Origin of the sequence: Bradyrhizobium sp. IC4059 (assembly GCF_020193615.1) — a bacterium.
Taxonomy (GTDB): Bacteria; Pseudomonadota; Alphaproteobacteria; order Rhizobiales; family Xanthobacteraceae; genus Bradyrhizobium; species Bradyrhizobium yuanmingense.
This window is the reverse complement of sequence record NZ_JADYVH010000014.1, coordinates 31,147-56,731: the sequence shown is the minus strand read 5'-3', so window position 1 is coordinate 56,731 and position 25,585 is coordinate 31,147. Positions and strand designations below refer to the sequence as shown.

At 65.3% G+C, this 25,585-nt stretch carries 22 protein-coding genes; 12 read left to right on the top strand and 10 right to left on the bottom strand.

Annotated elements, in window-relative coordinates; genetic code table 11:
• The 4 genes from I6F12_RS32160 to I6F12_RS32145 all read left to right on the top strand — a co-directional run bounded on the left by I6F12_RS32160 (window position 1) and on the right by I6F12_RS32145 (window position 3,683).
• Window positions 1-498: a TPM domain-containing protein gene (locus tag I6F12_RS32160; RefSeq protein ID WP_225158058.1), complete on the top strand. Its 498-nt coding sequence runs from the start codon at window positions 1-3 to the stop codon at window positions 496-498.
• Between the two features lie 313 nt (window positions 499-811).
• Complete coding sequence (locus I6F12_RS32155) at window positions 812-1,807, top strand: hypothetical protein (RefSeq protein WP_225158117.1); 996 nt, start codon at window positions 812-814, stop codon at window positions 1,805-1,807.
• 93 nt (window positions 1,808-1,900) lie between these two features.
• A complete protein-coding gene (locus I6F12_RS32150; protein ID WP_225158116.1) occupies window positions 1,901-3,439 on the top strand; it encodes a hypothetical protein in 1,539 nt (512 codons plus the stop codon).
• 79 nt (window positions 3,440-3,518) lie between these two features.
• Entirely contained in the window at window positions 3,519-3,683 is a 165-nt protein-coding gene (locus I6F12_RS32145; RefSeq protein WP_225158057.1) for a hypothetical protein, read from the top strand.
• 159 nt (window positions 3,684-3,842) lie between these two features.
• Here I6F12_RS32145 and I6F12_RS32140 read toward each other — a convergent pair whose 3' ends face one another.
• The 3 genes from I6F12_RS32140 to putA form a co-directional block, all read right to left on the bottom strand.
• The gene (locus I6F12_RS32140; RefSeq protein ID WP_225158056.1) at window positions 3,843-4,490 is read right to left on the bottom strand and encodes a glutathione S-transferase family protein; all 648 of its coding nucleotides are present in this window, start codon (window positions 4,488-4,490) and stop codon (window positions 3,843-3,845) included.
• Between the two features lie 164 nt (window positions 4,491-4,654).
• Window positions 4,655-5,860 (bottom strand): CoA transferase, encoded by a 1,206-nt coding sequence (locus tag I6F12_RS32135; RefSeq protein WP_109145231.1) that lies wholly within the window; start codon window positions 5,858-5,860, stop codon window positions 4,655-4,657.
• A gap of 115 nt (window positions 5,861-5,975) precedes the next feature.
• Complete coding sequence (putA, locus tag I6F12_RS32130; RefSeq protein WP_225158055.1) at window positions 5,976-8,975, bottom strand: bifunctional proline dehydrogenase/L-glutamate gamma-semialdehyde dehydrogenase PutA; 3,000 nt, start codon at window positions 8,973-8,975, stop codon at window positions 5,976-5,978.
• Window positions 8,976-9,088: 113 nt separating this feature from the next.
• Between putA and I6F12_RS32125 the strand changes: the two genes are divergently transcribed.
• A complete protein-coding gene (locus I6F12_RS32125; protein ID WP_036009699.1) occupies window positions 9,089-9,550 on the top strand; it encodes an Lrp/AsnC ligand binding domain-containing protein in 462 nt (153 codons plus the stop codon).
• A 173-nt stretch (window positions 9,551-9,723) separates the two neighbouring features.
• On the opposite strand, the gene I6F12_RS32120 is transcribed toward I6F12_RS32125, so the two are convergent.
• From I6F12_RS32120 to I6F12_RS32105, 4 genes are all read right to left on the bottom strand, one after another.
• A complete protein-coding gene (locus I6F12_RS32120) occupies window positions 9,724-9,924 on the bottom strand; it encodes a cold-shock protein (RefSeq protein WP_008563500.1) in 201 nt (66 codons plus the stop codon).
• A 208-nt stretch (window positions 9,925-10,132) separates the two neighbouring features.
• Complete coding sequence (locus I6F12_RS32115) at window positions 10,133-10,441, bottom strand: cytochrome c (protein WP_036009702.1); 309 nt, start codon at window positions 10,439-10,441, stop codon at window positions 10,133-10,135.
• A gap of 12 nt (window positions 10,442-10,453) precedes the next feature.
• Window positions 10,454-11,653 carry a molybdopterin-dependent oxidoreductase gene (locus I6F12_RS32110; protein ID WP_225158054.1) on the bottom strand — a complete coding sequence of 400 codons (1,200 nt, stop codon included), beginning with the start codon at window positions 11,651-11,653 and terminating at the stop codon, window positions 10,454-10,456.
• A 220-nt stretch (window positions 11,654-11,873) separates the two neighbouring features.
• Window positions 11,874-13,601, bottom strand: a complete 1,728-nt coding sequence (locus I6F12_RS32105; protein WP_225158053.1) for an adenylate/guanylate cyclase domain-containing protein — start codon at window positions 13,599-13,601, stop codon at window positions 11,874-11,876.
• A gap of 193 nt (window positions 13,602-13,794) precedes the next feature.
• Between I6F12_RS32105 and I6F12_RS32100 the strand changes: the two genes are divergently transcribed.
• Entirely contained in the window at window positions 13,795-15,357 is a 1,563-nt protein-coding gene (locus tag I6F12_RS32100; RefSeq protein ID WP_225158115.1) for a glycosyltransferase family 39 protein, read from the top strand.
• 8 nt (window positions 15,358-15,365) lie between these two features.
• On the opposite strand, the gene I6F12_RS32095 is transcribed toward I6F12_RS32100, so the two are convergent.
• Window positions 15,366-16,493, bottom strand: coding sequence for a threonine synthase (locus I6F12_RS32095; protein WP_225158052.1), 1,128 nt, complete (start codon window positions 16,491-16,493; stop codon window positions 15,366-15,368).
• A gap of 348 nt (window positions 16,494-16,841) precedes the next feature.
• On the opposite strand from I6F12_RS32095, the gene I6F12_RS32090 reads away from it, so the two are divergent.
• From I6F12_RS32090 to I6F12_RS32075, 4 genes are all read left to right on the top strand, one after another.
• Complete coding sequence (locus I6F12_RS32090) at window positions 16,842-18,098, top strand: GTP cyclohydrolase II (RefSeq protein ID WP_225158051.1); 1,257 nt, start codon at window positions 16,842-16,844, stop codon at window positions 18,096-18,098.
• A 5-nt stretch (window positions 18,099-18,103) separates the two neighbouring features.
• A complete protein-coding gene (locus I6F12_RS32085) occupies window positions 18,104-19,342 on the top strand; it encodes a URC4/urg3 family protein (protein ID WP_225158050.1) in 1,239 nt (412 codons plus the stop codon).
• A gap of 167 nt (window positions 19,343-19,509) precedes the next feature.
• The gene (upp, locus tag I6F12_RS32080) at window positions 19,510-20,139 is read left to right on the top strand and encodes a uracil phosphoribosyltransferase (RefSeq protein ID WP_036009715.1); all 630 of its coding nucleotides are present in this window, start codon (window positions 19,510-19,512) and stop codon (window positions 20,137-20,139) included.
• Window positions 20,140-20,206: 67 nt separating this feature from the next.
• Window positions 20,207-20,419: a hypothetical protein gene (locus I6F12_RS32075; RefSeq protein ID WP_036009716.1), complete on the top strand. Its 213-nt coding sequence runs from the start codon at window positions 20,207-20,209 to the stop codon at window positions 20,417-20,419.
• 18 nt (window positions 20,420-20,437) lie between these two features.
• Here I6F12_RS32075 and I6F12_RS32070 read toward each other — a convergent pair whose 3' ends face one another.
• Both I6F12_RS32070 and I6F12_RS32065 read right to left on the bottom strand, forming a co-directional pair.
• Window positions 20,438-21,547: a M48 family metallopeptidase gene (locus I6F12_RS32070; protein ID WP_225158049.1), complete on the bottom strand. Its 1,110-nt coding sequence runs from the start codon at window positions 21,545-21,547 to the stop codon at window positions 20,438-20,440.
• A 3-nt stretch (window positions 21,548-21,550) separates the two neighbouring features.
• On the bottom strand, window positions 21,551-22,696 hold the full coding sequence (locus I6F12_RS32065; RefSeq protein ID WP_193374982.1) for a DUF898 family protein: 1,146 nt from the start codon (window positions 22,694-22,696) through the stop codon (window positions 21,551-21,553).
• Between the two features lie 309 nt (window positions 22,697-23,005).
• Between I6F12_RS32065 and I6F12_RS32060 the strand changes: the two genes are divergently transcribed.
• Together I6F12_RS32060 and I6F12_RS32055 are read left to right on the top strand one after the other, a co-directional pair.
• The gene (locus I6F12_RS32060; protein WP_225158048.1) at window positions 23,006-24,271 is read left to right on the top strand and encodes a cytochrome P450; all 1,266 of its coding nucleotides are present in this window, start codon (window positions 23,006-23,008) and stop codon (window positions 24,269-24,271) included.
• A gap of 24 nt (window positions 24,272-24,295) precedes the next feature.
• A complete protein-coding gene (locus I6F12_RS32055; RefSeq protein WP_225113918.1) occupies window positions 24,296-25,570 on the top strand; it encodes a cytochrome P450 in 1,275 nt (424 codons plus the stop codon).
• Window positions 25,571-25,585: the final 15 nt, after the last annotated feature.

The following is a 25,585-nucleotide window of genomic DNA, read 5'->3' as shown; positions in this document are numbered from 1 at the left end:
ATGAGCATCAAGCGCATTGCCCGACATCTCGTGCAGCATCACTGGCGGGCGAAGCAGATCTTTCCGCAAGCGGTGCTCGACCGCATCGAGCAGGCGATCAAGCGCGGCGAAGCCACCCATTCCGGCCAGGTCCGCTTCGTCGTCGAAGGGGCGCTCGACGGCGGCCCGCTGTTCCGCAACCAGCCGGCCCGCGAGCGCGCGCTCGACGTGTTCTCGCATCTGCGTGTCTGGGACACCGCCCACAATAATGGCGTTCTGATCTATCTCCTGCTCGCGGACCGCGACGTCGAGATCATCGCCGATCGCGGTATCGACGCGAAGGTCGGCGCGGAGGGTTGGGAGATGATCTGCCGCGCGATGGAGGCCGAGTTCAGATCGGGCCGGTTCGAACGCGGCGTGATCAGTGGCATCGAGGCCGTCTCGCGCGAAATGGCAAAGCATTTTCCGAAGCAGGGGCCGCATGCGAACGAGCTGCCGGACGCTCCGGTACTGATGTGACGGATAGTGATTTGATCGGAGCGCGCGCGGCGCGCTCCGTCATTGCGAGGAGCCCTTGCGACGAAGCAATCCAGACTGCCTCCGCGGAGCTGCGCTCGCAATGACGCCATGGGGGCCATTCCGCCCCCGTTCATCTTCCCCCGATTACGAACTGTTTCACGCCCGCCACACCGGTTCCACTTTCCCGGCCCAATTCGGCCCCGGATGAATTCCTAAAATTTCGGTAAGCGGGTCCCGAGGTAAGGATTTCGCAAGCAATGAAAGTTACCAAAAGGTCAACCGAGACTGGAGTATTTGAGCCGTGAGCGAACCAATGCCCGAGCAGGCTGCCCAGGATTCCGCTGCCGTCGACGCGGCAGCGCCGCAGGCCATCGAGGCTGCCGCGGGTATCGAGGCCCCCTCGATCGCCCCCGACCACGAAGCGCCGCCCAAGCCCGATCCGGTCAAGGCGGACGCCCCGAAGATTGAGCCGCCGCGGATCGAAGTGCCGAAGTTTGAGGCCAAGACTGACGCCAAGACTGACGCCAAAGCTGAGGCCAAGCCTGAGCCGAAGCACGGCAAGCTCATCGTCATGCCGCCCGCCGACCGCGCCTGGGAGCGCGAGGAGTTCGCCCCGCATGGGAAGGCGGACGAGCCGCGCGAGTCCGGCAGCAAGCGCCGGCTGTCGGCGATGGCCGCGGTGGTGGCGATTGCCGCCAGCGTCGGCGCGATCAGCGGCGCGCTTGCGACCGCCGGCATGATGCGTTTCGCCGCACCCGCCCCGGCTCCGGTCCAGGTCGCCGATACCAGCGCGCTGGATGCGTCCGTGGCGCGGATCGACGCCGACCTCGTCGCCCTGAAGGCCAATGTCGAGCAGAGCTCGAAGACCGGCCTCACCCAGTTCAACCGGGCCAACGACCGCCTGGACAAGCTCGAAAAGGCGCAGGCCGAGCCGCTGGCCAGGATCGCAAAGCTGTCCGAGGCGGTCGACAAGCTCCGCGCGACGCCGCCCGCCGCGCCTGCGCAGGCCGCTGCAGCGGTGCCCAAGGAGACCACCGGCTCGATCGCGCCGACGCAGGTCGCGACCGCGGCGGCCGCACCGGTCCCGGCGCCCGCAGCTCCCAAGACCGAAGTTGGGCGTCTGCCGACGATCGAAGGCTGGCGGCTGCGCAGCGCCGGCAATGGCGGCGCGCTGATCGAGGGCCGCGACGGCCTCTACGAGGTCTATCCCGGCGACCCCATCCCCGGCGTCGGCCGTGTCGATGCGATCCGCCGCCAGGATGGCCGCTGGGTGGTCGTCACCTCGAGGGGGCTGATCACCGGACGCTGAGCGTCCGATATCCGACTTTCGAAGAGGCGCTTCACTGCGATGTGAGGCGCCTTTTTGCTTGAATAGGTGTCCCTGCGCGGTGTTACCTCAGGCATGGGCCGCGCCTTGCGAATTCTCGTTGCTGCCGCCGCATTGCTGGGCGGTGTGGTTTCGCTGTTCGCAGCGGAGAATGCCGCGCTGACGCGCGGCACCGCGATTACCGATCCCGATCTCCTGCGCAAGCTCGACCAGAACAACACGCTGACGATCTCGCGTCTTTTGTCGCCGGAGCGGAATTCGGACGTCCCGCTCACGACCGAGCCGATGTTCGCCTCGCTGCCGCAGCTGAAAGACATTCTGCCCGCGATCGATGCGGAATTCGACCGCTATATCGCATGGTTCAGGGCGACCTATCCGGGCGAGACCATCGGCGTCGGCGAGGGCTTCGACGTACAATTGTTCGATCGGGCCAATCTGAAATCGCGCGAGGCGCGCTTCGTGCTGGCCGGCATCGTCAATCGCATGGATCGTGCCTATGTCTCGGAAGAGTCCTGTGGCGAGATCCGGCTGATCTATCGTCTGGCGCGCTTCGACAGCGGGCCGGATGGCGGCAAGACCGCAACGCGCCTGCCGATGACATTCAACCTCGTGATGAAGGCGCGCGATGGGCGCCAGACGGATGCGAACGGCAAGCCGATCAGCTGCGCCGAGATCGCGCGGCGCTGGCTCGACAATGGCGACTGGCAGGGCTTGATCGGCGGTCGCGCTCCGCCTGACGACGCCATGCTCGACAGCATCGAGACCAACATCCAGGTCTCGGTCGCGCCGAAATCGGCGCTGCACGATTTCCGCTCCGACTATCTTCTCAAGGTGTTCAAGTACAATGCCGCCACCAGGACATTCGTGGAATCGACGCTGGAGAACCAGATCGACCGCGATCGCATTCTTGCTGACGATGCGCTGCGGCGCGACTTCAAGGCCTGGCTGCTCGCGCCCGAGAACTTGCGTGAATTCGATCGCGGCACGGTGTTGATCCCCGAGAAATTCCTGGCCAGGGCCGCAATTGTGCCGACCCCCGCCGGCCTCGACGCCTCGGCGTTGCAGCCGGAGTTCGGCATGATGCAGGGGGAGGGCAAAGGCGATCCCGTCTTCACCGACAATGACGTGGTCGGCGCGCTGAAGCGGGCGGCGGCACGCGGCCTCGACATGCAGAACGTCCGTTCGGTCGCAGGCTTCCAGCGCCGTCTCAACGACGTCACCTGCACCGGCTGTCACCAGACCCGTGGCATCGGCGGCTTCCATTTCCCGGGCGTCGATTGGCTTGCGGACAGACCGTCGAATGCCGCCATCGTGGCGGCCTCGCCGCACTTCTTCGGCGACCAGCTCCGCCGCCGCGACATCCTGACCGCGTTCGCGGCCGGAAAGATCCCTGATTTCTCACGCGGATTTGCCAGTCGGCCGCAGACCCGCGGCAGTCGCGAGCTCGCCGGCAGCGAATATCAGGACGGCTGGGGCGCGCATTGTTCCCTGCAAGATCCGGGATCGGGAACGCCGGACAGGAGTTTTACGTCATGGAGCTGTGCTAGCGGTCTGACCTGCCAGGCCGCCGCGGCCTCGCGCCGCATCGGCATGTGCTTCATCAAGACGCGTTAGCGCGTGATCCAGGAAAAGTGTGGAGCAATTGTCCGAAGGATCACGCGCAAGATAAAGTCTCAAGCGATTTGGATGACCCATGACGGATACCGGCAACGCCAACAAGGCGCGCAATCGCGAGATCGCGCGGAACGAGGAAGTCAAGCAGGTCACCGGCAGCGCCCGCGTCAGCATCTGGGCCGTTGCGGTGGCCGTCATCGTCGGCGGCATTCTGTTCACGCTCGGCTGGCCGTCGTTGAGGTGAGCTTGCTTACCTCTCCCCGCTTGCGGGGAGAGGTCGAATTCGATCGCAGATCGAATTCGGGTGAGGGGGTACAGGTCTCACGATAATCTCAGGTGTGGAGAGAAGCCCCTCACCCAACCCTCTCCCCGTAAGAACGGGGAGAGGGAGAAGAGAGAGTCCTCACGTCGCGTAGTTCGTCATCCGTTTTCCCGGCAGCAGCTCGTAGGCCGGCTTCCAGCCCGGCAGCGCGGCCATGCGGCCGAGCCAGGCATGGATGGCGGGATGGCTCGATGCGAAATCGAAGCCATGCTCGTCGCTGGGATAATGCAGATAGGCCATCATCGAGATGTCGGCGACCGTCGGCCTTGCGCCGATCGCGAAATCATTGTGTTGGAGATGGCCGTCGAGGATACCGAGAAAGTCTTCGAGCCGCCGGCGAAAATGCTTCAGCACCTGCGCATCGTTCTTCTCGGTGAAGGCGCGCATGAAGCGGTAGGTCGCCATGTAGCCGGTGAGCTTGTGGTTGTCCCAGAACAGCCAGCGCAGCAGCTCGAACTTCTCGTCCTCTGTCTCGGCGCCGAAGCGGCCGTATTGTTCGGCCAGTTTCAGCAGCAGCGGCGCTGTCTGCGTCATCTTCACGCCGTCGATCTCGAGCACGGGAATCTCGCCCATCTCGTTGACGGCCTTGCGCCACTCCGCCGTGCGCGTGACGCCGCCGGCAAAATCGGTCCAGACCGGCTCAAACGTCTCGCCGCAGAGCGTCAGCATCAGCGCCAGCTTGTAGCTGTTGCCGGATTCGGGGAAGTAGTGCAGGCGGTAGCTGGGCATGGGACCTCGCGGCACGGTGTGTTGCCGATTGTTATAGCGAGATAGTCCGGCATCGTCATTGCGAGCGCAGCGAAGCAATCCAGAATCTTTCCGCGGAGACAGTCTGGATTGCTTCGTCGCAAGGGCTCCTCGCAATGACGGTGTTCGGAGCAACCGACTCGGCCTTACCCCACCGCTCCCGACCCCCGCAGCGCCTTGATCGCCGCCTCGTCAAATCCCGCCCCGCGCAAAATCTCGTCACTGTGCTCGCCGACGGCTGGCGGCTTGCGCGGCTGCACCTTCTTGGCGCCGTCGATCCAGATCGGGCTGTTGATGGTCAGCATGGTGTCGTTCTCGAACGGCACCAGCACCTCGTTGTCGAGCATCTGCTTGTCGTTGGGGATGTCGTCCAGGATGGCGACGACGCCGAACACGAGGCCGTTACCGTCGAGGATTCTCCGCCATTCGGCGAGATCCCTGGTGGCGAAGGTCTCGTCCAAAATCCTGATCAGCTCGACCGAGCGGGCGTGACGGTCGGCCTTGGTGACGAAGCGGGGGTCGTTGATCAGATCCTCACGGCCCAGGCATTTGGCCAGCGTCGGAAACTGCTTCTCCTCATTCAGCAGCGACAGGATCAGCCAGCGGCCGTCCTTGCACTGGTAATGATTGGCCACCGCGTTAAGCGCGCGCTCGCGCGGGCGCCGCTCGCCGAACTTGGCGCCGCAGAGCTTGGCCTGCGCCAGCACGCTCGCGGCCCACACCCCGTTCGCCATCAGGTTGGAAGCGACGTGCGAGCCCTTGCCGGTCTTCTCGCGCTGATACAGTGCAGTGACGATCGCGCCGTAGAACGCCATGGCGCAGGGATGGTCGCCCATGCCCGCGACCGAGCGCGCCGGCGTGGTGTCGGTGTCGGCGCGGACGAGATCCATCAGGCCGGACCGCGCCCAATAGGCGTTGCTGTCGAAGCCGGGCTTGTTGGCTTCCTCGCCCTTCTCGCCATAGCCGGTGAAGGAGGCGTAGATCAGCCGGTCGTTGAGATGGGCGAGATGATCATAGGTGATGCCGAGCTTGGCGCGCACCGGCGGCGGCATGTTGGTGATGAAGACGTCGGCCTCCGCCACGAGCTTGTAGAGCACGGCTTGCGCCTCCGGCTTCGACAAGTCGAGCGCGATGCTCTTCTTGTTGCGCGCCTCCAGCAGCCAGGCGAAATTGTGCTCGCCTGAGGGATAGCCCGGCAGGTTCGGCAGGTTGCGATAGGGGTCGCCAGTGCCGGGCGGCTCGATCTTGATAACGTCTGCGCCGAAATCCGACAGCACGGTCGCGGCCGCGGGCGCTGCGATGAAGCTCGCGCAGTCCAGAACCTTCAGGCCTGCAAAAATGCCCTTCTCCATCGCGGCGTCGCTCCCTCGCTTCAATCGTTTCCCGCGCGCTGGAATTGGCGCGGGCGCGTGATGAGAGCATTAGACCGATGTTTTGCCGGGATGCAACGGCGCGTGGCGCAGGGCCTCACTCCTCCCCCGCAAGCAATGCGGCATTGCCGCCGGCCGCAGCCGTGTTGATCGTCACCGTCTGCTCGGTGGCAAAGCGCGCGAGGTAATGCGGGCCGCCGGCCTTGGGGCCGGTTCCGGACAGGCCGCTGCCGCCGAACGGCTGCACGCCGACCACGGCGCCGATCATGTTGCGGTTCACGTAGATGTTGCCGACCTGGACGCGGTCGACGATGGCCTCGATGGTGTCGTCGATGCGCGAATGGATGCCGAGGGTGAGCCCGTAGCCGGTGCGCGCGATGGATTCCAGCACACGCGCCAGGTTCTCGGCGCGATAGCGTACGACATGCAGGATCGGGCCGAACACCTCCTCGGTGAGCTGACCGGCCTCCTTGAGCTCGAAGATATGCGGCGCGACGAAGCAGCCATCCGGCGCGGCGCCCGCAAAATGCAGTCGCGCCTCGCGCTTCATCCGCGCGATATGCGCATCGAGGCGTTGCTTGGCCTCGTCGTCGATCACTGGACCGACATGGGTCGCCACGTCCACGGGATCTCCAATCCTGAGTTCGCGCGCGGCGCCCGCGATCATCTCGATCATGCGGTCGGCGACATCCTCCTGCGCGAACAGGAGCCGCAAGGCCGAGCAGCGCTGGCCTGCGGAGCGGAACGCAGAGGTCACGACGTCGTCGGCGACCTGCTCGGGCAGTGCGGTCGCATCCGCGATCATGGCATTGATGCCGCCGGTCTCCGCGATCAGCGGCACGATCGGCCCGTCCTTGGCCGCCAGCGTCCGGTTGATCTGGCGCGCGACGTCGGTCGAGCCGGTGAAGACTACTCCGGCGACATCAGGATGCGCGGTGAGGACGCCGCCGATGCGGCCGTCGCCGGTGACGAGATGCAGCGCGCTTCTGGGGATGCCGGCCTCGTGCAGCAGGGCTACGGCCTCGCGCGCGATGCGCGGCGTCTGCTCGGCGGGTTTCGCCACCACGCTATTGCCGGCCATCAACGCCGCGGTCACCTGGCCAAGGAAGATTGCGAGCGGAAAATTCCACGGCGAGATCGCGACGAACACGCCGCGGCCGCGCAGGCTAAGCACATTGCTCTCGCCGGTCGGGCCGGGCATGGCGGCATCGTTTCCGAACAGCTTGCGGCCCTGCGCGGCATAGTAGCGGCAGAAGTCGGCGGCTTCGCGCAGCTCGGACAGAGCGTCGTCGAGCGTCTTGCCGCCCTCGGCTTGCAGCAGCGCGATGAAACGGGCGCCGCGGGTTTCCAGAAGATGCGCGGCCTGCTCCAGCGCCGCCGCGCGCGTGCCTGCAGGCGTCCGGCTCCAGCTGCCAAAGCCGGCGCGCGCAGCCGTCACCGCCGCGTTGGCCTGATCCGGTGTTGCGTCAGCGACAGGCTTAAGCTCGGCCGCCGCGGCCTTCACGTCCGTCAGGAGCCCGTCGAGTGCGGCACGCTCACCGAATTCGACGCCGCGCGAATTGCGCCGATCCGGCGCGAACAGATCTGCCGGCAACGGAATCTTGGCATGAGGTGCCTGTTGCGCCCGGCCGATGGCATCCGCCGGGCGCTGCAGCAGCGCCGAAACCGGCACGCGATAATCGGCCGCCTGCGCCACGAACGAGGAATTGGCGCCGTTCTCCAGAAGCCGCCGCACCAGATAAGCGAGCAGGTCGCGATGGCTGCCGACCGGCGCGTAGGTGCGGTAGGCGATGTCAGGATGATCCTTTGCGAGTTGCTCGTAGAGCGCTTCGCCCATGCCATGCAGGCGCTGGAACTCGAAGCCGCCGCCATCTGCTGCGAGCTCCAGCACGGTCGCGACCGTCAGCGCGTTGTGGGTGGCGAATTGCGGGAAGATGCGCGGCCGCAAGGCGAGAAGCTTCGTCGCGCAGGCGACGAAGTTCAGATCGGTCATCGCCTTGCGCGTGAACACGGGATAGCCGTCGAGCCCGCGCTCCTGCGCGCGCTTGATCTCGGTGTCCCAATAGGCGCCCTTGACGAGGCGCACCATCAGCTTGCGGTCATGCGCGCGGGCGAGTTCATCGACATAATCGATCACCGCGCTGGCACGCTTCTGATAGGCCTGGATCGCAAGACCAAATCCGTCCCAGCCCTGGAGCGAGGGATCGGCGAGCGTCGCCGCGATCACGTCGAGCGACAGCTCCAGCCGGTCGGCTTCCTCGGCATCGACGGTGAAGTTGAGGTCATGCGTCTTGGCGCGCTGCGCAAGGTCCAGCAATAGCGGCACCAGCTCGGCCATCACGCGGCCGCGGCTGATCGCCTCGAAGCGCGGATGCAGGGCCGAGAGCTTGACCGAGATGCCGGGCCGGTCGGGCAGGGGATGGTTGCCCGAAGCCATGCCGATCGTGTCAATCGCGCTGGCATAGGCGTCGAAATAGCGCTTGGCATCGGCGGCCGTGCGCGCGCCTTCGCCGAGCATGTCGAAGGAATAGCGCGGCTTCTGGCCCGAGCGCGGCCGAGCCCGCTCCAGCGCCTGCTCGATGGTCTCCCCTAACACGAAATGATTGCCCATCAACCGCATCGCCTGGCGCGTCGCGGTGCGCACCGCCGGTGCGCCGAGCCGCTTCACCAGCCGGCCGATAGTGCCGTCGGGCGTCTCGCCCGGCTGGATCACCCGCGCCGACAGGCCGAGCGCCCAGGCCGAGGCGTTGACCAGGAACGCGGTGGACTTGGTCTCGTGATGGATGAAATCGCCCTCGCCGAGCTTGTCCTCGATGAACTGGTCGGCCGTGCGCGCATCGGGCACGCGCAGCAGCGCTTCCGCCAGCACCATCAGCGCCAGCCCCTCCTTGGTCGAGAGCGCGAACTCCCGCAGCATGTCCTCGACCCCGCCGAGCCGGTCGTCGCGCTTGCGGATCGCCTCGATCAGCCGCGTCGCGATGCGGTCGATCCGGGCCTCCCGTGCCGGCATGAGATGCGAGGCCGGCAGAACCTTTGCGGCGATCTCGGAATCATCGGGGGCGTAAGGCGCGGAGAAGGGGGGCGGGATGTTCGGCATGGCGTGTCCTGTGGCTGAAATCAGGATAAGGCCCGCGTGACCGTAGTTCGATAGACAATTTAGCTAGTTTGCCTTAGAAAATGAAGAGGATTAGCCATGTGGCCGGATAAGATATGGAACTCGATCGAACAGACCGGAAAATCCTCTCGATCCTGCAGGAGGATGGGCGCATCGCCAATGTCGAGCTCGCCGAGCGCATCGGGCTGTCGCCGACCTCGATCGGCGAGCGGTTGAAGCGCCTGCAGCGCGAGGGCTTTGTCGAAGGCTATGGCGCGCGGCTCAACCCGCACCGGCTCGGCCTTGGGCTCCTGGTGTTCGTCGAGGTGCTGCTCGACAAGACCACGCCCGACAATTTCGAGCGGTTCGCCCGAGCCGTGAGGCTCGCCCCTGAAGTGCTGGAGTGTCACATGGTTGCCGGCGGCTTCGACTATCTTGTGAAGGCGCGGCTTGCAGACATGACCGCCTATCGACGCTTTCTCGGCGAGACCCTGCTGTCGATGCCGGGCGTGCGCGAGACGCGAACTTATGCGGTGATGGAGGAGATCAAGCGCGACGCACCGCTGCCGGTGGGTTAGCGAAGTGCAGTCGCGATTGTCATTGCTGTGGTTCGATGAGCGGTCTTCGCAAGGAAAAAATAGCTATCCTTGTGCAATCGCAACGCCTGTCGTCGAATGCACCGGCCGTCTTCTTAAATTTTTCTTGGCCCGCTCCCGGACAAATCCGGGAGGCAGCAAAGGCTGGCGCGGGCTTATACTTTGAGGTTTTCCGCGGAGGTCTTGCCCCGGTTTGCGATCTCTTCGTATTCCACCGTCTGTCCCTCGTTGAGGGTCGACAGACCGGCCTTCTGCACTGCCGAGATATGCACGAACACATCCTTGCCACCCGACGCAGGCTGGATGAATCCATAACCCTTCGTCGGGTTGAACCACTTGACCGTACCTTTAGCCATCACGACTTCTCCGCGGGTCTTCCTCCGAGATCTCGAACCGCCAGTCCCCGCCAACCGGCCGGTTCGGTCCTAACAGGATACGCGGAATGTGGCAGGCTTGGTAGCTCAAACCACATCGCCATTTCGCCGAATTCCGCTCAACTTCGCGGCGTTTTTGCCGGTTTTGCCCGTTTCGCGGTCAAATGGCAGGGGCGCGTGATGCCATCCGTCAGTAGGTCGCGGTCAGATAATCGACGATCTTGCCGACGTCGGCATCGTCGATCGGTGCGCCATAGACCTTGATCATCTTGGTCACCTCGGCCTGCCAGAACGCCCTCTTGTCCTTCATCGGCGGCTGCGTGGCGACGTAGTCGGACGAATGGCAGGCGCTGCAATTGCCCTGCACGACCTCGAGATTGGGACCGGGCTTGAAGGCGGCGACTTCGTCGGGGGTCTTGTAATTGACGGGCGCTGCAAGTGACGAGCCCATCAATGCGGCGACGGCGAGCGTGATGGCGAGGAGAACGATGCGCTGCATGATCAGTCTCCTTCAGGCCACGCTGACGCGAACGGTTTCGACGACGTTGCGCAAGTAACCCGCCGGGTTCCAGCGCGGCATGTCCGGCTGGGTCTCGCCGCCATTGCCGGTGGCGCGGACCTTGAGCTCGTGGCTGCCGGCCGCGAGCTTCACCGGCAGCTTCCATTCGCGGAAGGCGTACCTGCCGAGGTCCTTGCCGAGCTTGGCGCCGACCCAGGTCTTGCCGCCGTCGGTGGAGACCTCGACCTGCTTGATGCCCTTGCCGCCATCGAACGCGATGCCGCGCAGGGTCACGGCTCCCGCCTTCAGCTTGGCGCCATCGGGGACGCTGGTGATGAAGGAGCGGATGGTGAAGCGGTTGATCGGGATCGTCGCCTTTGGCGCGGTGCCCGGCTCGACCGCATTGTTCGGCGTGTCGGGGATGCGGTAGGCCGACTTCATCCAGAAGCCGTCATAAACGTCGTCGATGACGGTGATCTCGTTGAGGTGCTTGACCCAGTAGGTGCCGAAATAGCCGGGCACGATCAGGCGCAGCGGAAAGCCGTTGAGGAACGGCAGGTCCTCGCCGTTCATGCCATAGGCCAGCATCACCTCGCCGTCGGTGGCGTGATCGATGTCGAGTGCCTTGATGAAATCCGGCGTCTTGTCGTTGACCGGTCCATCCATGCCGTTGAAGGTGACCTGCCTGGCGCCGCTGTGCACGCCGGCCATCTCCAGCACGTTCTTCAGCGGCACGCCGCGCCAGCGCGCGCAACCCATCGCGCCGTTGGCGAGCTGACCGCCGGCGACGCGCGGCTCGAAGAAGCCGCGGCTGTTGCCGGAGCACTGGTTGACGGCGACGATCTCCGTCGCCTTCATCTTGCGGATGTCCTTCAGCGACAATTTCAGCGGCTTGTCGACCTTGCCCTTGACCTCCAGCGTGAACTTGTCGGGGTTGAGATCGTAGGGCAGGTCGGAGAGGTGGTAGCGCACGAAGAACGCGTTGTTCGACGTGATCGGGCCGTCGTTGAACACCGCAAACGGGGTCTCGAGCTGCGGCGGCCGGCTGGTCAGGCCGATCATCGGCCGCTTCTGCGGATATTTCACCAGCGGCCGTTCGCCATTGGCGAAGGGCAGGGTCACCGTGTCGAGGGCCAGCGCCTTGGTGGAATTCAGTGTGGCCGCCATGGCGGCAAGGCCTGCTCCCTTGAGCAGGTCGCGTCGATCGAACATTCTTTCTCCTCCCGGAGCTTCTCGTTGGATCGGCGGTCATCAGCACGATCCTGCGCTCATCTGTCGCAACCATTTGCGTGAAGTCAATTCGCGCTTTCGCAGCAAGCCCATGCCGCTGCGTTGCAGCAGGCCGGTGTTGTGCTCGTAACGAGATTGACGAGCAGTAGGCCGCGACGACGGTGCGCTCCCTCGCCCCGTTCTTACGGGGAGAGGTAAAGAATCACGCCGCCACGCGCTTGCTGCGATCGACCAGCGCCGCCAGCTCCCTCGCATTCGCCACCACGCGCACTGCGAGCGGCTGGTCGCGGCCGCGGATGGCGACCTCCTGCTGCGGCAGGGCGTCCTCGGCAATATCAGCGGTACGGCGGACTTCGTCCGAGACGATCGCCTCGCAGGCCAGCGTCTTGGTCATGTCCTGCAGGCGGGCGGCGACGTTGACGGCATCGCCGAGCGCGGTGAAGACGATGTGATCGCGATAGCCGATGTCGCCGATGATGACCTCGCCGCCGTGGATGCCGATGCCGAAGCGGATTGGCTGCCGCAGATCGTGGCTCAGGAGATCGTTGAGCTCGTCGATATGCGCAGCGATTCCCGCGGCTGCCTTCATCGCCTGCCGGCAGGCGGTTTGCGGGTCGGCCGCGAGTCCGAACAGCGCCAGCATGCCGTCGCCGACGAACTGGTTCGGCTGGCCGCCGTTCTCGATTACCGCTTGCGACACCGCGCCGAGGAAGCGGTTGACGATGAAGACCGTGTCGAACGGCAGGCGCTTCTCGGCCAGCTGCGTCGAGCCGCGCATGTCCACGAACAGGCTGACGAGATAGCGCTCCTGGCCGATACTGGCCGATGTCGAGACTCCGTCCGTTGCATGCGTGTGAGCTGCGAAGAGCTGGAAGAACGAGAGATCGGAGGTCGGACGCAGCTGACAGGCCAATCTGATCGAGGGATCGGCGGTGCCGACGCGGGTGAGAACGAAAGCCTCGCGCTGCGATGGAGTGGGCAGGGCATCATGATCGCCGATGATGCGGATGCGGCAGGTCGAGCAGCGGGCGCGGCCGCCGCAGACGCTGGCGTGCGGCACGTTGTGGCGCAGGCTCGCCTCCAGCACGGACAGGCCCTTGGGGACCCGCACCGTCTTGCCGTTGCCGTAGGACAGCGCGATCATGCCGCCGCGCCGTTCGCGCAAAGCGCGCACGCCGCGCGCCGCCAGCACCAGTCCCAACAGACCGAAATAGCCCATGGTGAGACCGCCCGCGATGCGCTCGAGCGTGTTGCCTTCCGCAACCGTGCCGACCTTGCTGCGGGTGAGATGCTGCTTACGCCATTCGCCGTCGTCACTGTCGGCGGCGACGCTGCGGCCGCCCTGGTAGATGCCGAGCAGCGATAGCGTCGGGATCAGCACGGCGGCCGCGAGCAGATAGGGCGCCGCGCGTGTGAAGAACGGCTTCAGCCGAAGCCAGAAATAGACGCCGATGCAGCCGTGCACCCAGGCGATGAGAAGCAGGATCGTCATCTGCCAGAGCAGGCCCGGCGCCGCGACGAAGAACAAATAGAGCTCCTGCGGATACAGCTTCTCGTGTCCGTACAGCGTCTGCGCGAGCCGCACGCCGATGACATGGCCCATGACGAGGACGGGGATGCTCAAGCCGAGCACGAGCTGGAGCGGCTCGATCGTTCGCCAGCGGAACTGGCGGCGCTGATACAGCGCGTAGACGCCGAGGCCCATATGGGTGAGGGCGGCCGTGTAGAACACGATCGCGACCGGGAGGAACTGCCAGAACAGCGTGTGGTAGTAGACCCCGGTCTCCATGGCATCGACCGAGATGTTGCCGAGCGCGTGGTTGAGGAAATGACTGACTACAAAGGCGAACAGGATGATGCCGCAAACGAGTCGCACCTGCCGCACCCCGGCGGCGCGGACGACGGACATTTGTGTGGGAGCGGTGGCCATGATTCGGTTGTGTCAGGTCATGGAGGAGACCAGCCAGCGTAACCTTTAATTCCCGATATGGACAGCCAGCAGGATCACAGGGACGACAGCCCCCACATTGACTCCCCCTTCCAAGTCGGGGAAAAGCGCCGCCGTGACGATCGCTCCCGACATCTCTGCTAAGCCTGACGGCGCCGAACGCCGTCTGATCCTCATGGCCGCAGCGATCATCGCCGCGATGACGCTGCTCCGCATCGTCTATGCCTCGGCCATCGAGCTGCGCACCGATGAAGCCTATTACTGGACCTGGTCGAAGGAGGCTGCGCTCAGCTTCCTCGATCATCCGCCCGGCATCGCCTGGCTGATCCGCTTCGGAACCGCGATCTTCGGCGACACCAATCTCGGCGTCCGCTTCGGCGGCATCGTCGCGATGCTGGTGACGCAGCTATTGCTCGCCGACATCGTCCGCCGCCTCACCCATGATGCGCGCGCGATCGTGTTCGCGGTGCTGATGCCGGAGGCCGCGCTTTATTACGGCCTGTTGATGGCCAAGGTTGCGCCCGATGTCGCGATGATCCCGTTCGCGGTCGCGATGATGTGGTCGCTGGTGCGGCTGGCGCAATGCGGCGACGGCCGCTGGTGGCTGGCGGCCGGCCTGTTCGCGGGCCTCGCGATGCTGTCGAAATTCACCGTGGTCATGTTCGCGCCGGCGGTCGCCGCCTTTCTGCTGGTGCCGGATTGGCGCTGGCGCTGGCTGCGCAGTCCTTACCCGTATCTCGCCGTGCTGGTCGCGCTAGTGGTGTTCTCGCCGGTGCTGATCTGGAACGCACAGCACGACTGGGCCTCGTTCCGTTTCCAGGGCGTGCGCGCCACCGCCAATTACGGCGTCTCGCTGCGTACGATCGGCGATTACATCGGCCTGCAATTCGGCCTGGTCGGCTTCGTCTTGCTGCCGGTGGTGCTAACGGGCCTGGTGCTGACGGCGTGGCGCGGCTATCGCACGCGCGAGCCAGTCGCGATCCTTTTGTCGACGGCGGTGCTGGTGCCGTTCGCCTATTTCTTCTTCAAGTCGCTGACGCTGCGCGTCGGCGACACCTGGCCGATGTTCATGTGGCCAGCCGGTTTTGCCGCCACCGCGGCCAACCTCGTCACGATGAGGAAAGAGGGATGGTCCGCCAGGATGCTGGACTCCTCGCTGTTCTGGGCCAGGACAGCGATCGTCTTAGGCATTCCCTTCGTCATCATCGTGTTCCTCTACTACGTTGCCGCGCCCTGGAATCTGCTCGGCAAGATCGACCCGATCGGCGCCGAGGCCGGCTACGAGCAGGTCGCCGCGCAGGCCCAAGCCGCCCTCGATGCAACAGGCGCGACCTGGATCGCAACCACGGACTACCGCACCTACGCCATGATGCGCTGGCTGTTCCGGGGCCGCGTGCCCGTGATTGAGATCAACGAGCGCGGCCGCTTCCAGGACTTCCGCGATCCCGGCATGGACAGGATCAAGGGCCATGCCGGCATCTATGTCGGGCGCGAGCCGGACAACCGCGCATCGCTGTGGGAGCACATTCCGGCGCAGCGCGAGCAACTCGCCACGGTCGAACGCCGCTGGCGCGGCGTCGTCGCGGACACCTATGTGATCGAAAAGCTCACCGGCTGGACCCCGCAGCTCTCGCCGCCAAAGGACTCGCCGCTGTTCCAGTGGAAGGTGCTGGCGGACGCCGGCGGGCGCTCGCGTTCTCTCTCCAAGCCTCTCCAGGAGCCTGGAGCGGGAGGGTAAGCGCGAGACTACTGCACGAGGTCGGCGACGGTGGTTGCGGCCTTGAGGCCGGTGCCGGTGAGAACGGCGACCGTTGTTTCGTTCGCATTGATGGCGCCGGTTGCGGCGAGCTTGTCGAGCGCCGCAGCCGCGCTGGCGCTGGTCGGCTCGGCAAACAGGCCCTGGCGCGCGAGGCGGCGCAGGGCGGCGACGATCTCGTCCTCGGTGAGCGCGATGGTGGCGCCGCCGCTCTCGCGCAGGGCGGCGATGATCTCACGCAGGCGGAGGGGAGTCTTGATCGCGGTGCCCTCGGCAACGGTCTTGCTCACCCCGCGCGCGACGGGCGTATCGACACCGGCCTTGAAGCTTGCATCGATCGGCGAGCAATTGAGCGGCTGCGCCGCGAACAGGCGCGGCAGCTTCGAGATCTGCCCGGCCTTCATCAGCTCGCGGAAGCCGAAGGCGCAACCCAGCAGACTGCTGCCGGCGCCGACGGGAACGATGATGTTGTCGGGCGCGCGGAATCCCAGATCTTCCCAGATCTCGTAGGCCAGCGACTTGGTGCCTTCGAGGAAGAACGGCTGCCAATTGTGGCTGGCGTAGAAGGTCTGGCTCGACTGCCGGATGGCCTCGGCCTCGGATTCCTCGCGCGGGCCCTCCACGAGCTGCACGGTCGCGCCGTAGGCGCGCACCTGCGCGATCTTGGCCGGCGACGTCGAGGCCGGCGCCAGAATCTTGACGCGCATGCCGCCGGCCGCACCCAGCCCCGCCATGGATGAGCCGCCGTTGCCGGAGGAATCCTCCAGAATGGCGTCGACACCGATCTGTCGCAGGAACGACAGCATCACCGCCGAACCGCGGTCCTTGAAGCTGCCAGTGGGGTTGAACCATTCGAGCTTGAACAGCGGGCGCAGCGCGCCCCAGTCCTGCTGGACCAGCGGCGTGCAGCCCTCGCCGAGCGTGATCGGGTTCTCGATCTCGACCGGCAGCGCCGCCCGGTAGCGCCACAGCGAGCGCGTCCGGCCATCGATGTCCTCGCGTGAGATGCCCGCCCCCGGCGTCACCAGCAGCGGCGTGCGCTCGTCCGAGCACCAGCGCGGCTGGTCCATGGGATAGAGCTTTCCGTTGCGGGGATCGATGTAGCTGGCGGCAGGCATAGCAGTCTCCAAGGCAGGGCAGCGCGGTGCGCCGAACTTGAAGCCCACCGCACGAAACGAAGCAACACCTTGAAAACACGAAAAATGGAACTATTTCAATTCCTTAAACTGGCCTCGCAGGCCGAGCGGCAAGCGCGATGGGCGCGCTGGCATCGGATGCGACGGCCTGACGGCCCTCTCGATGACGGGAATTTGGCCCCGAACGGCCCCTGCGCCCTGCCACGATTAACTTGTCTGTCGTCGCCGGCCGCTACAATATGTTGGATTGAGCTTGCGCCGCCGGTTCGGCGTCGCAAGTGAGCCAGGCCCGTCCGAGCGGCGGGCCGTTGGCTTTTTGGGAGCCTGGACATGAGCCGTGCCAACCGTACCGACCACATCCGCCTGACCTCCCATCCGGAGCCGGGCCGGAAGGCCGCCTTTCCCATCCATTGGGGCGCCGCTGATGCGCGCGCGCGCGGGCCGATCATCGGTACGGTGTCGCGCGCCGGGGATCGCAACGTGATCGGCAGCCATGGCGGGTCCTACGCGATGTACCGCGCGCTCGCGGTCTCCGCCGGGGCGCTGGACCCGATCAGGCGTCCTGACCTCACCAATACCTTTCCGGCCGCCACCATCGGTCCGTTCGAGCAATGGACCGATCCCACAAAAATCGTCGCGCTCGATCCCTGGGGGCATCTGGTCGCCGAGAATTTTCGCCAGGAGATCGCCGAGGGCGCGGACATCCGCCCGAGCATCGCGGTGACGCGGGCGCGGCTCGACCTGCCGGAGATTCGCGATGCGCTCGCCGCAAAGCGGCTGCGCGCCGATGGCGAGGTCGTGCACGCCAGTGGCAGCGTATCGGTGGTGAAGATCGCGATCGATCCGGTGTGGTACCTGCCGGGCCTTGCGGCGCGCTTCGGCACCGGCGAGACCGAGCTGCGGCGCACGCTGTTCGAGCAGACCGCCGGCATGTTCCCGGAGCTGGTGACGCGCCCGGACATGAAGGTGTTCCTGCCGCCGATCGGCGGTACCACGGTCTACCTGTTCGGCGACGTGACAAAACTGCCAGACCATCGCACCAGGATCACCTGCCGCGTGCATGACGAGTGCAACGGCTCCGACGTGTTCGGCTCCGACATCTGCACCTGCCGGCCCTATCTGATCCACGGCATCGAGGAATCCGCGCGTGGCGCACAGGAGGGCGGGCTCGGGCTCGTCGTCTACAACCGCAAAGAAGGCCGCGCGCTCGGCGAGGTCACCAAATTCCTGGTCTACAATGCGCGCAAGCGGCAGGAGGACGGCGATGCGGCCGCCGCTTATTTCGAGCGCACCGAGTGCGTGGCTGGCGTCCAGGACGCGCGCTTCCAGCAATTGATGCCGGATACGATCCACTGGCTCGGCCTCAAGCGCATTGACCGCTTCCTGTCGATGAGCGACATGAAATACGACGCGTTGATCTCGCAAGGCATCGACATCGTCGAGCGTGTGCCGATCCCGCTGGAGCTGATTCCCGCCGACGCCCATGTCGAGATCGCCGCCAAGAAGGCCGCGGGCTACTACTCGACCGACATCGCACCGGAAAAGGACGTGAACGGCGTGGTCGGGCGTTCGCTGGAAAAATACTGATCGCGATGGCGGACGCTTTGGAATCGCAGGCACGCGCGCTGCTCACCGCAAAGGCGGTGCGCGCGCGCGCCGGGCAGATGCTCGAGCTCGGCCTTGCCGGCGGGCTCACCCATTTCACGGTCGATCTCGACCGCATCGATGGCGTTGCCGATGCCGTGCTCGCGGTGACCCGTAAAGCCTATCCGACGCTTGACATTCCCTTCCATGCGCGCTGGCGGCACTTCGTGCTCGGCGGCGTCGACCGCTGGGCCCGGCTTGCCGATGCTGCGTCCTGGCCGGATCGCGCGGCGCAAGCGCGCGCCGAGTTCGACCTCGCCATCGTCAGCGTGCTGCTCGATGCCGGCGCCGGCGCAGCTTGGCGCTATCGCGACAGCGTGACGGGAGCAGACGTAGAGCGATCGGAAGGGCTCGCGATCGCGAGCCTCGACATGTTCGCGAGCGGGCTGTTTTCGCGCGATGCGCGTGCGCCGTTCAGGGCCGATGCGGAGGTGCTTGAAAGACTGCCTCTTGGCTCACTCACCTCCGCCTTTCAGGTGACCGAGGCCAATCCGCTGCTCGGCCTGGAGGGACGCACCGACCTGCTGCGGCGTCTGGGCAGGGAGGTCTCGGAGCGTGCGGACGTGTTCGGCTTGCACGATACGCCGCGGCCGGGCGGGCTGTTCGATCATATCGCAGCGCATGCGATCGGCGGCGCCGTCGCTGCGCCCGCGATCCTGTCCGCGGTGCTGAACCGGCTCGGGCCGATCTGGCCGTCGCGACTTGAGCTTGCGGGCGTGCCGCTCGGCGATTGCTGGCGACATCCGGCGATCAAGGCGGACGACGGCACGGCAGGCCTCGTGCCGCTGCACAAGCTGTCGCAATGGCTGAGCTATTCGCTGATCGAGCCGCTGCAGCGCGCCGGCTTTGAGGTGACCGACATCGATGGCCTGACCGGGCTCGCCGAATACCGCAACGGCGGTCTGTTCGTCGATCATGACGTGCTGCGCCTGCGCGAGGCTGCTGATGCCGCGCGTGCGCATGAAGTGGATTCGCTGCTCGTCGTGGAGTGGCGCGCGCTGACAATTGCATTGCTCGACAGGTTGGCGGAGCGCATTCGCGCCAAGCTCGGCCGCACCCCTCGGACCTTGCCGCTTGCGAGCATCCTCGAAGGCGGCACGTGGGCGGCGGGCCGCGCCATCGCATTTGCACGCCGTCCCGATGGATCGCCGCCGCTCAAGGTGATCAGCGACGGCACGGTGTTTTAAACCCTCTCCCCTTGCGGGAGAGGGTGGCTTCGCGAAGCGAAGCCGGGTGAGGGGTTGTCGCCGCGGGCACATCTCTCAGTTGGAGTTCGCGGAGAGATACCCCTCATCCGGCGCTTCGCGCCACCTTCTCCCACAAGGGGAGAAGGGAAAAGCAAGAGCATCTCATCATGGAAGGCGTCACGATCGTCGATCATCCGCTGGTGCAGCACAAGCTGACGCTGGTGCGGGACAAGTCCATCTCGACCAAGTCGTTCCGCGAGCTGATCAAGGAGATCGGCATGCTGCTGTGCTACGAGGTGACGCGCGACCTGCCGCTCACCGACACCGTGATCGAGACGCCGCTGGCGACGATGCACTCGGCCAAGATCGCCGGCAAGAAGCTGGTATTCGTGCCGATGCTGCGCGCAGGCACCACCTTCGTCGACGGCATGATGGATCTGGTGCCGACCGCGCGCGTCGCCCATATCGGGCTCTACCGCGAGCCGCACAGCTTTGCCGCGGTGGAGTATTTCTTCAAATCGCCGTCTGACCTCAGCGAGCGCCTCGCCATCGTGGTGACGCCGGTGGTCGCCACCGCCAACACCGCCGTCGCCGCCATCGACCGGCTGAAGGAGCGCGGCGCCAGGGACATCCGCCTCGCCTGCCTGATCGCCGCCCCGGAGGGGCTCGAACGGCTGCGCGGATTGCATCCGGACGTGCCGATCTGGACGGCCGCCGTGGATGAAGGGCTCGACGACAACGGGTTCATCCTGCCTGGCCTCGGCGATGCCGGCGACCGCGCCTACGGAACGCGGTAAGTGCTGGGCGCGTTTTAGGAACAGCTTCCACCGCGCGAGGTTCTCCTGCACCAACAGGGAGAGCACGATGACCTATCAGAATGATGACCCCAGGACTGACCGTGCGCGCCGCAACAGCCCGGTGGGCTGGGCGGTCGGCGCGATCTTCGTGATCGCCGTGGTCGCGGCCGTCTTCTTCTACAATGGTCGCGAGTTCGGTCCCCAGACCACGACCTCGAATCCGAACACGGCGCCGAACGTCACCACCGGATCGAATCCACCTGCTGCGCCGGCGAAGTGATGCGCTAGGAGCGGGCCGTCACACCTTCCCGCTGCCGCAAATGCCCTTCAGTGCCTGCCACTCCTTGTCGGTCAGCAGCGGCGGGCCGCTGGCGGGCCGGTCCTCCTTCGTCATGCGCGCGAGGCGGTCCTCGGTCAGCGGATGGCTGGCGAGGATATTCGTCAGGCCGGAGCCGCCCTCTTTGCCGGTGATGCGGAACATCAGCTGGGCCGCGGGCTTCGGCGACCGGCCGAGCGCATGCATGATCTCGATCGCGAAAGTGTCGGCGCCGGTCTCGGCTTCGCGCGAATAGGACGCTTCGACCAGGCTGCGCGAGGCGAAGATCACGGCCGAGGAGCCGGTGATGTCGCCGAACAAGAGGCCGATCAGGAACGAGGTGCCGCCATTGTAGATCAGGCCGCGCATGTTGTCGTAATGTTTGAGATGGCCGAGCTCGTGGGCGAGGATGCCGGCGAGCTCGTCGGGACTTTCGGCCTTGTCGAGCAGGCCCTTCAGCACGAACACCTTGCCGCCGGGCAGCGCGAAGGCATTCGGTATCGAGCTCGGCAGCACGCCGGCCGTCATTGAGTCGTCGAGGCCGGCCGCATCGCGCAGGCGGTTGACGAGTTTCGTGAACGCGGCCTTGCCCGCGGGGTCTTCGCACACGCCGCGGCCGAAGATGGTTTTCATCTGCACTTCGGCGGCATCGCCGATGCGCCGTTCCACGGGCTTCGGCACCAGCGGCGCGAGCCGGTCGGCGGCGAGCGGCACGCCGAACAGGACGACGCAGACGATGGAGACGGCGGCGGCAACCGACCAGCTCACGATTTTCGCGACGCCGCTGCGCGTCGTCCGATGCTCGTCGAGCCGCGTGCAGCGGGCCGCCACCTCCGCGGCAAGCGCGGCATCGCGGATCTCCAGCCGCGCCAGAGGCGGTGCGGACGTCGCAGCCAGGCGCAGGATTCCGGGCGGACTGTCGGCACGGCGAATGTCGGCATAGGGCCAATGAAGGAGCGTTCCGCCCTCTTCGTGGATCTCGAGCGCATCGCCGAGGATCAGCGTCACCTGCCGCCTGCGGCTGGACACGCCGTCGAAGAAGATTGTCGGCTTGCCGGACTGCACAGGGGTATCGGCGAACACATCACTCAAGGCTCAAAATCCTGCAACATCCAGTCCATCGGCAAAGCCTTCGCCGAGCGCGCCGGCAAGCTGACCGCTGCCGCGCACGTCCGCCGCGGCCCAGATGTTGTGCACCTCGACGGTCTCCAGCACCTTGGCCCAAAGATCGCGTTGAAGATAGACCCGCATGACGATGTTGATGGCAAGAGCGAGCGCGAAATAGCCGATCACCATCATCGCCACCATCGGGATGCTCTTCGTCGCATTGTCGCCGGCGAAGATCTCCTCGGCGGAAACGCCTGTGAGCGAGACGACCAGGAAGGCGCTGCCGCCCATATAGGCTGCGAACGCGACCGTGAGCAGCATCCACCAGCCGATCACTTTCCAGTACAGGCCGTAGAAGGCATCATGAGGCAATTCCGAGGACAGGCTGACGCCACCGATCCGGATGCCATCGAGCCACCAGCGCCATTCGCGCGCCTTGAACTCGGCATAGAAGAATGGTGCGAGCGGGAAGATGATCAGCGCGATCGGGCTGAGCAGCCAGAGCCACCAGCCGCGCTTGAAGAAGGTCCAGCCGTCGGCGTCGAAATCGCCGCGGAGATCGCCGTAATGGGTGTGCCGCATCTTGTAGCGTTCGAGCGCCGCCGCGCGCCAGGGCAGCGCGAGACCGAGCGTCAGGAGCACCAGCAAGCCCCATAGCATGGCGCGAAACGCGTAAGCCCAGCCGGAGCCGTCCATCCAGAAGCGGACGCCGCGCCAGACCGTGCGGGTCAGGCGGTAGCGCCGCGCGCGAAAAATCGCGAACTGGCCGAAGGCGTAGAAGGCGATGAATAGCGGCGTCGAGGCAAAGGCCTGCCAGCGCTCGAACTCGATGCCAATGAGAAAATAGGCGAGATAGATCGGCACCAGGATCGCGAGCGCGAACAGGAAGCCGACCAGGAGCTCCTTGGCCCGTCCGGTGTATTCGGCCGCATCGCCATCGATCGCGGTGTGCGTCCACAGATGACGGCGGATGTCGGTGACGAGCCAAAACCGGTAGAAGCCGAAGGTCACGAGCTCGAGCATGGCACCCTTGGTGACCATTTTGCGGAACTCGGAGCGGCTGCCGGAGAAATCGACCCGCGTCGCCGGCAGCGGCGGGGGCAAGGGTTCGGACCCGATCGGGGTCCATTGCATGTCGTTCACGGCGGCAACCTCGGGATGCGGATCTGTTCCGGCCAAACTATAGATCAGAGGTTAGTCGATCCCCAAGATGAGCGGGTTCGATTTAGCTCGATTCCAGCGGGTTTCTCGCACGATTCTCTGTCGTTCGGCGTGCGGGAGGTCACGTTCTCGTGGCGCCGTGACGATCGTGCAACGCGCTCGTGAAGGCTGGATGAGGCAAAACTCTCCCTTGCCCCGGCGCAGACAACCGGCTGTAATTGCAAATCAAATACCGCAGCGCAGAATTCAACGACGCGCGGTTCATATTCAGGGAGAACGGTCATGCATGGGACCATCGAAAGCGCGGCCAAGCTCGACGCCTTGCGCGAGCGCGCGATGTCGCTGCCGCTGGAGCAGTTCGATCCCGGCGACCCCGAATTGTTCAGGACCGATACGTTCTGGCCCTATTTCGATCGGCTGCGCCGCGAGGATCCCGTGCATTACTGCAAGGACTCGATGTTCGGGCCGTACTGGTCGGTGACGCGCTACAACGACATCATGGAGATCGAGACCAACCATGCGGTGTTCTCCTCGGCCTCCGCGCTCGGCGGCATCACCATCCGCGACATCGATCCGGATCTACGCCGTGAGAGCTTCATTTCGATGGACCCGCCGCGCCATGCCGCCCAGCGCAAGACGGTGGCGCCGATGTTCACGCCGACGCATCTGGACAATCTCGCCATCAACATCCGCAAGCGCTCGGCCGAGTGCCTGGACAACCTTCCCCGCGGCGAGGTGTTCGACTGGGTCGACCGCGTGTCGATCGAGCTCACCACGCAGATGCTTGCGGTGCTGTTCGATTTCCCCTGGGAGGATCGCCGCAAGCTGACGCGCTGGTCCGACGTCGCCACCACGATTCCCGGGCCTGACGGCCTGGTCGCGACCGAGGACGAGCGGCAGGCCGAGCTGACGGAATGTGCGGCCTATTTCTCGAGGCTGTGGAAGCAGCGCATCGAACAGCCGCCGATGAGCGACCTATTGTCGATGATGGCGCATGGCACTGCTACGCGCGACATGGATGCGAAGAACTTCCTCGGCAATCTCATCCTCCTGATCGTCGGCGGCAACGACACCACGCGCAACACCATGTCGGGCTCGCTTCTCGCGCTGAGCCAGCATCCGGAGCAATATCGCAAGCTGCGCGAGAACCCTGACCTGCTCGACAGTTTCGTGCCGGAGGTGATCCGCTGGCAGACGCCGCTCGCGCATATGCGCCGCACGGCGCTGTCCGATTTCGAGTTCCGCGGCAAGCAGATCAAGAAGGGTGACAAGGTCGTGATGTGGTACGTCTCGGGCAACCGCGACGAGGACGTGATCGACAGGCCCTACGAGTTCATCATCGACCGCGCCCGCCCGCGTACGCACCTGTCCTTCGGCTTCGGCATCCATCGCTGCGTCGGCCTGCGGCTCGCCGAGCTCCAGCTCAAGATTATTTGGGAGGAAATTCTCAAGCGGTTCGACCATATTGATGTGGTCGGCGAACCCACTCGGGTCTATTCGAGTTTTGTAAAGGGTATCGAAACGCTGCCGGTGAAGATTGCTGCGTGAGTCGAACGCAACGGAGCCACGATCATGAACATCCAAGCGCCGGTTAAAGTGGACAAGGCCGAACGCATGCGGAAGGCGCGCGAGGAGGCCTATGCGACGCCGTTGTCGCAATTCCACCCCGGCGCGCCCCGGCTGTTCCAGGACGACACGCTGTGGCCCTGGTTCGAGCGGCTGCGTAAGGAAGAGCCGGTGCATTACTGCACCAATGCGCCGATCGAGCCGTATTGGTCGGTGGTGAAGTACAACGACATCATGCATGTCGACACCAATCACGGCATCTTCTCCTCGGATTCCAAGCTCGGCGGCATCTCGATCCGCGACGTGCCGGAAGGCTACGACTATCCGAGCTTCATCGCGATGGACCAGCCCCGGCATTCGGCGCAGCGCAAGACGGTGTCGCCGATGTTCACGCCGACACACCTGGACGAGCTGGCAAAGCTGATCCGCCAGCGCTCGCAGACCGTGCTGGACAATCTGCCGCGCAACGAGACGTTCAACTTCGTCGAGCGCGTCTCCATCGAGCTGACCACGCAGATGCTGGCGACCCTGTTCGACTTCCCCTGGGAGGAGCGGCGCAAGTTGACGCGCTGGTCCGACGTTTCCACCGCGCTGCCCAAGAGCGGCATCGTCGCCAGCGCCGAAGAGCGCCGCCGCGAGATGGACGAGTGCTACGCCTACATGTCCAAGCTCTGGAACGAGCGTGTCAACTCCGCGCCGCGCAACGACCTGTTGTCGCTGATGGCCCACAACGAGGCCACGCGCCACATGGACCCCGACAACCTCATGGGCAACATCATCCTGCTCATCGTCGGCGGCAACGACACCACGCGCAACACCATGACCGGCTCGGTGCTGGCGCTGAACGAGAACCCGGAGCAATACGACAAGCTGCGCGCCAATCCGGAGCTGATCGACTCCATGGTGCCGGAGGTGATCCGCTGGCAGACGCCGCTGGCGCATATGCGTCGCACCGCATTGCAGGACACCGAGATCGGCGGCAAGCACATCAGGAAGGGCGACCGGGTCGTGATGTGGTACGTCTCCGGCAATCGCGACGAGGAGATGTTCGACAAGCCGGACGAGTTCATCATCGACCGCCCGCGCCCGCGCACGCATCTCTCCTTCGGCTTCGGCATCCACCGCTGCGTCGGCATGCGGCTCGCCGAGCTGCAGCTCAAGATCGTCTGGGAGGAGATGCTGAAGCGCTTCGACCGCATCGAGGTGGTCGGCGAGCCCAAGCGGATCTATTCGAGCTTCATCAAGGGATATGAGACGCTGCCGGTGCGGATTCCGGGCTGAGCTCTCTCCTACCGT

Excerpts from the sequence above, each read along its gene's own strand:
- I6F12_RS32140 (WP_225158056.1), bottom strand. The coding sequence starts at position 4,490 with ATGCCCAGCTACCGCCTGCACTACTTCCCCGAATCCGGCAACAGCTAC.
- I6F12_RS32105 (WP_225158053.1), bottom strand. The coding sequence starts at position 13,601 with ATGGCCACCGCTCCCACACAAATGTCCGTCGTCCGCGCCGCCGGGGTG.
- I6F12_RS32160 (WP_225158058.1), top strand. The coding sequence starts at position 1 with ATGAGCATCAAGCGCATTGCCCGACATCTCGTGCAGCATCACTGGCGG.
- upp (WP_036009715.1), top strand. The coding sequence starts at position 19,510 with ATGGAAGGCGTCACGATCGTCGATCATCCGCTGGTGCAGCACAAGCTG.
- I6F12_RS32100 (WP_225158115.1), top strand. The coding sequence starts at position 13,795 with ATGGCCGCAGCGATCATCGCCGCGATGACGCTGCTCCGCATCGTCTAT.
- I6F12_RS32085 (WP_225158050.1), top strand. The coding sequence starts at position 18,104 with ATGGCGGACGCTTTGGAATCGCAGGCACGCGCGCTGCTCACCGCAAAG.
- I6F12_RS32120 (WP_008563500.1), bottom strand. The coding sequence starts at position 9,924 with ATGGCTAAAGGTACGGTCAAGTGGTTCAACCCGACGAAGGGTTATGGA.
- I6F12_RS32150 (WP_225158116.1), top strand. The coding sequence starts at position 1,901 with ATGGGCCGCGCCTTGCGAATTCTCGTTGCTGCCGCCGCATTGCTGGGC.
- I6F12_RS32115 (WP_036009702.1), bottom strand. The coding sequence starts at position 10,441 with ATGCAGCGCATCGTTCTCCTCGCCATCACGCTCGCCGTCGCCGCATTG.
- I6F12_RS32075 (WP_036009716.1), top strand. The coding sequence starts at position 20,207 with ATGACCTATCAGAATGATGACCCCAGGACTGACCGTGCGCGCCGCAAC.
- I6F12_RS32110 (WP_225158054.1), bottom strand. The coding sequence starts at position 11,653 with ATGTTCGATCGACGCGACCTGCTCAAGGGAGCAGGCCTTGCCGCCATG.
- I6F12_RS32125 (WP_036009699.1), top strand. The coding sequence starts at position 9,089 with ATGGAACTCGATCGAACAGACCGGAAAATCCTCTCGATCCTGCAGGAG.
- putA (WP_225158055.1), bottom strand. The coding sequence starts at position 8,975 with ATGCCGAACATCCCGCCCCCCTTCTCCGCGCCTTACGCCCCCGATGAT.
- I6F12_RS32155 (WP_225158117.1), top strand. The coding sequence starts at position 812 with ATGCCCGAGCAGGCTGCCCAGGATTCCGCTGCCGTCGACGCGGCAGCG.
- I6F12_RS32095 (WP_225158052.1), bottom strand. The coding sequence starts at position 16,493 with ATGCCTGCCGCCAGCTACATCGATCCCCGCAACGGAAAGCTCTATCCC.
- I6F12_RS32145 (WP_225158057.1), top strand. The coding sequence starts at position 3,519 with ATGACGGATACCGGCAACGCCAACAAGGCGCGCAATCGCGAGATCGCG.
- I6F12_RS32055 (WP_225113918.1), top strand. The coding sequence starts at position 24,296 with ATGAACATCCAAGCGCCGGTTAAAGTGGACAAGGCCGAACGCATGCGG.
- I6F12_RS32090 (WP_225158051.1), top strand. The coding sequence starts at position 16,842 with ATGAGCCGTGCCAACCGTACCGACCACATCCGCCTGACCTCCCATCCG.
- I6F12_RS32060 (WP_225158048.1), top strand. The coding sequence starts at position 23,006 with ATGCATGGGACCATCGAAAGCGCGGCCAAGCTCGACGCCTTGCGCGAG.
- I6F12_RS32065 (WP_193374982.1), bottom strand. The coding sequence starts at position 22,696 with ATGCAATGGACCCCGATCGGGTCCGAACCCTTGCCCCCGCCGCTGCCG.
- I6F12_RS32135 (WP_109145231.1), bottom strand. The coding sequence starts at position 5,860 with ATGGAGAAGGGCATTTTTGCAGGCCTGAAGGTTCTGGACTGCGCGAGC.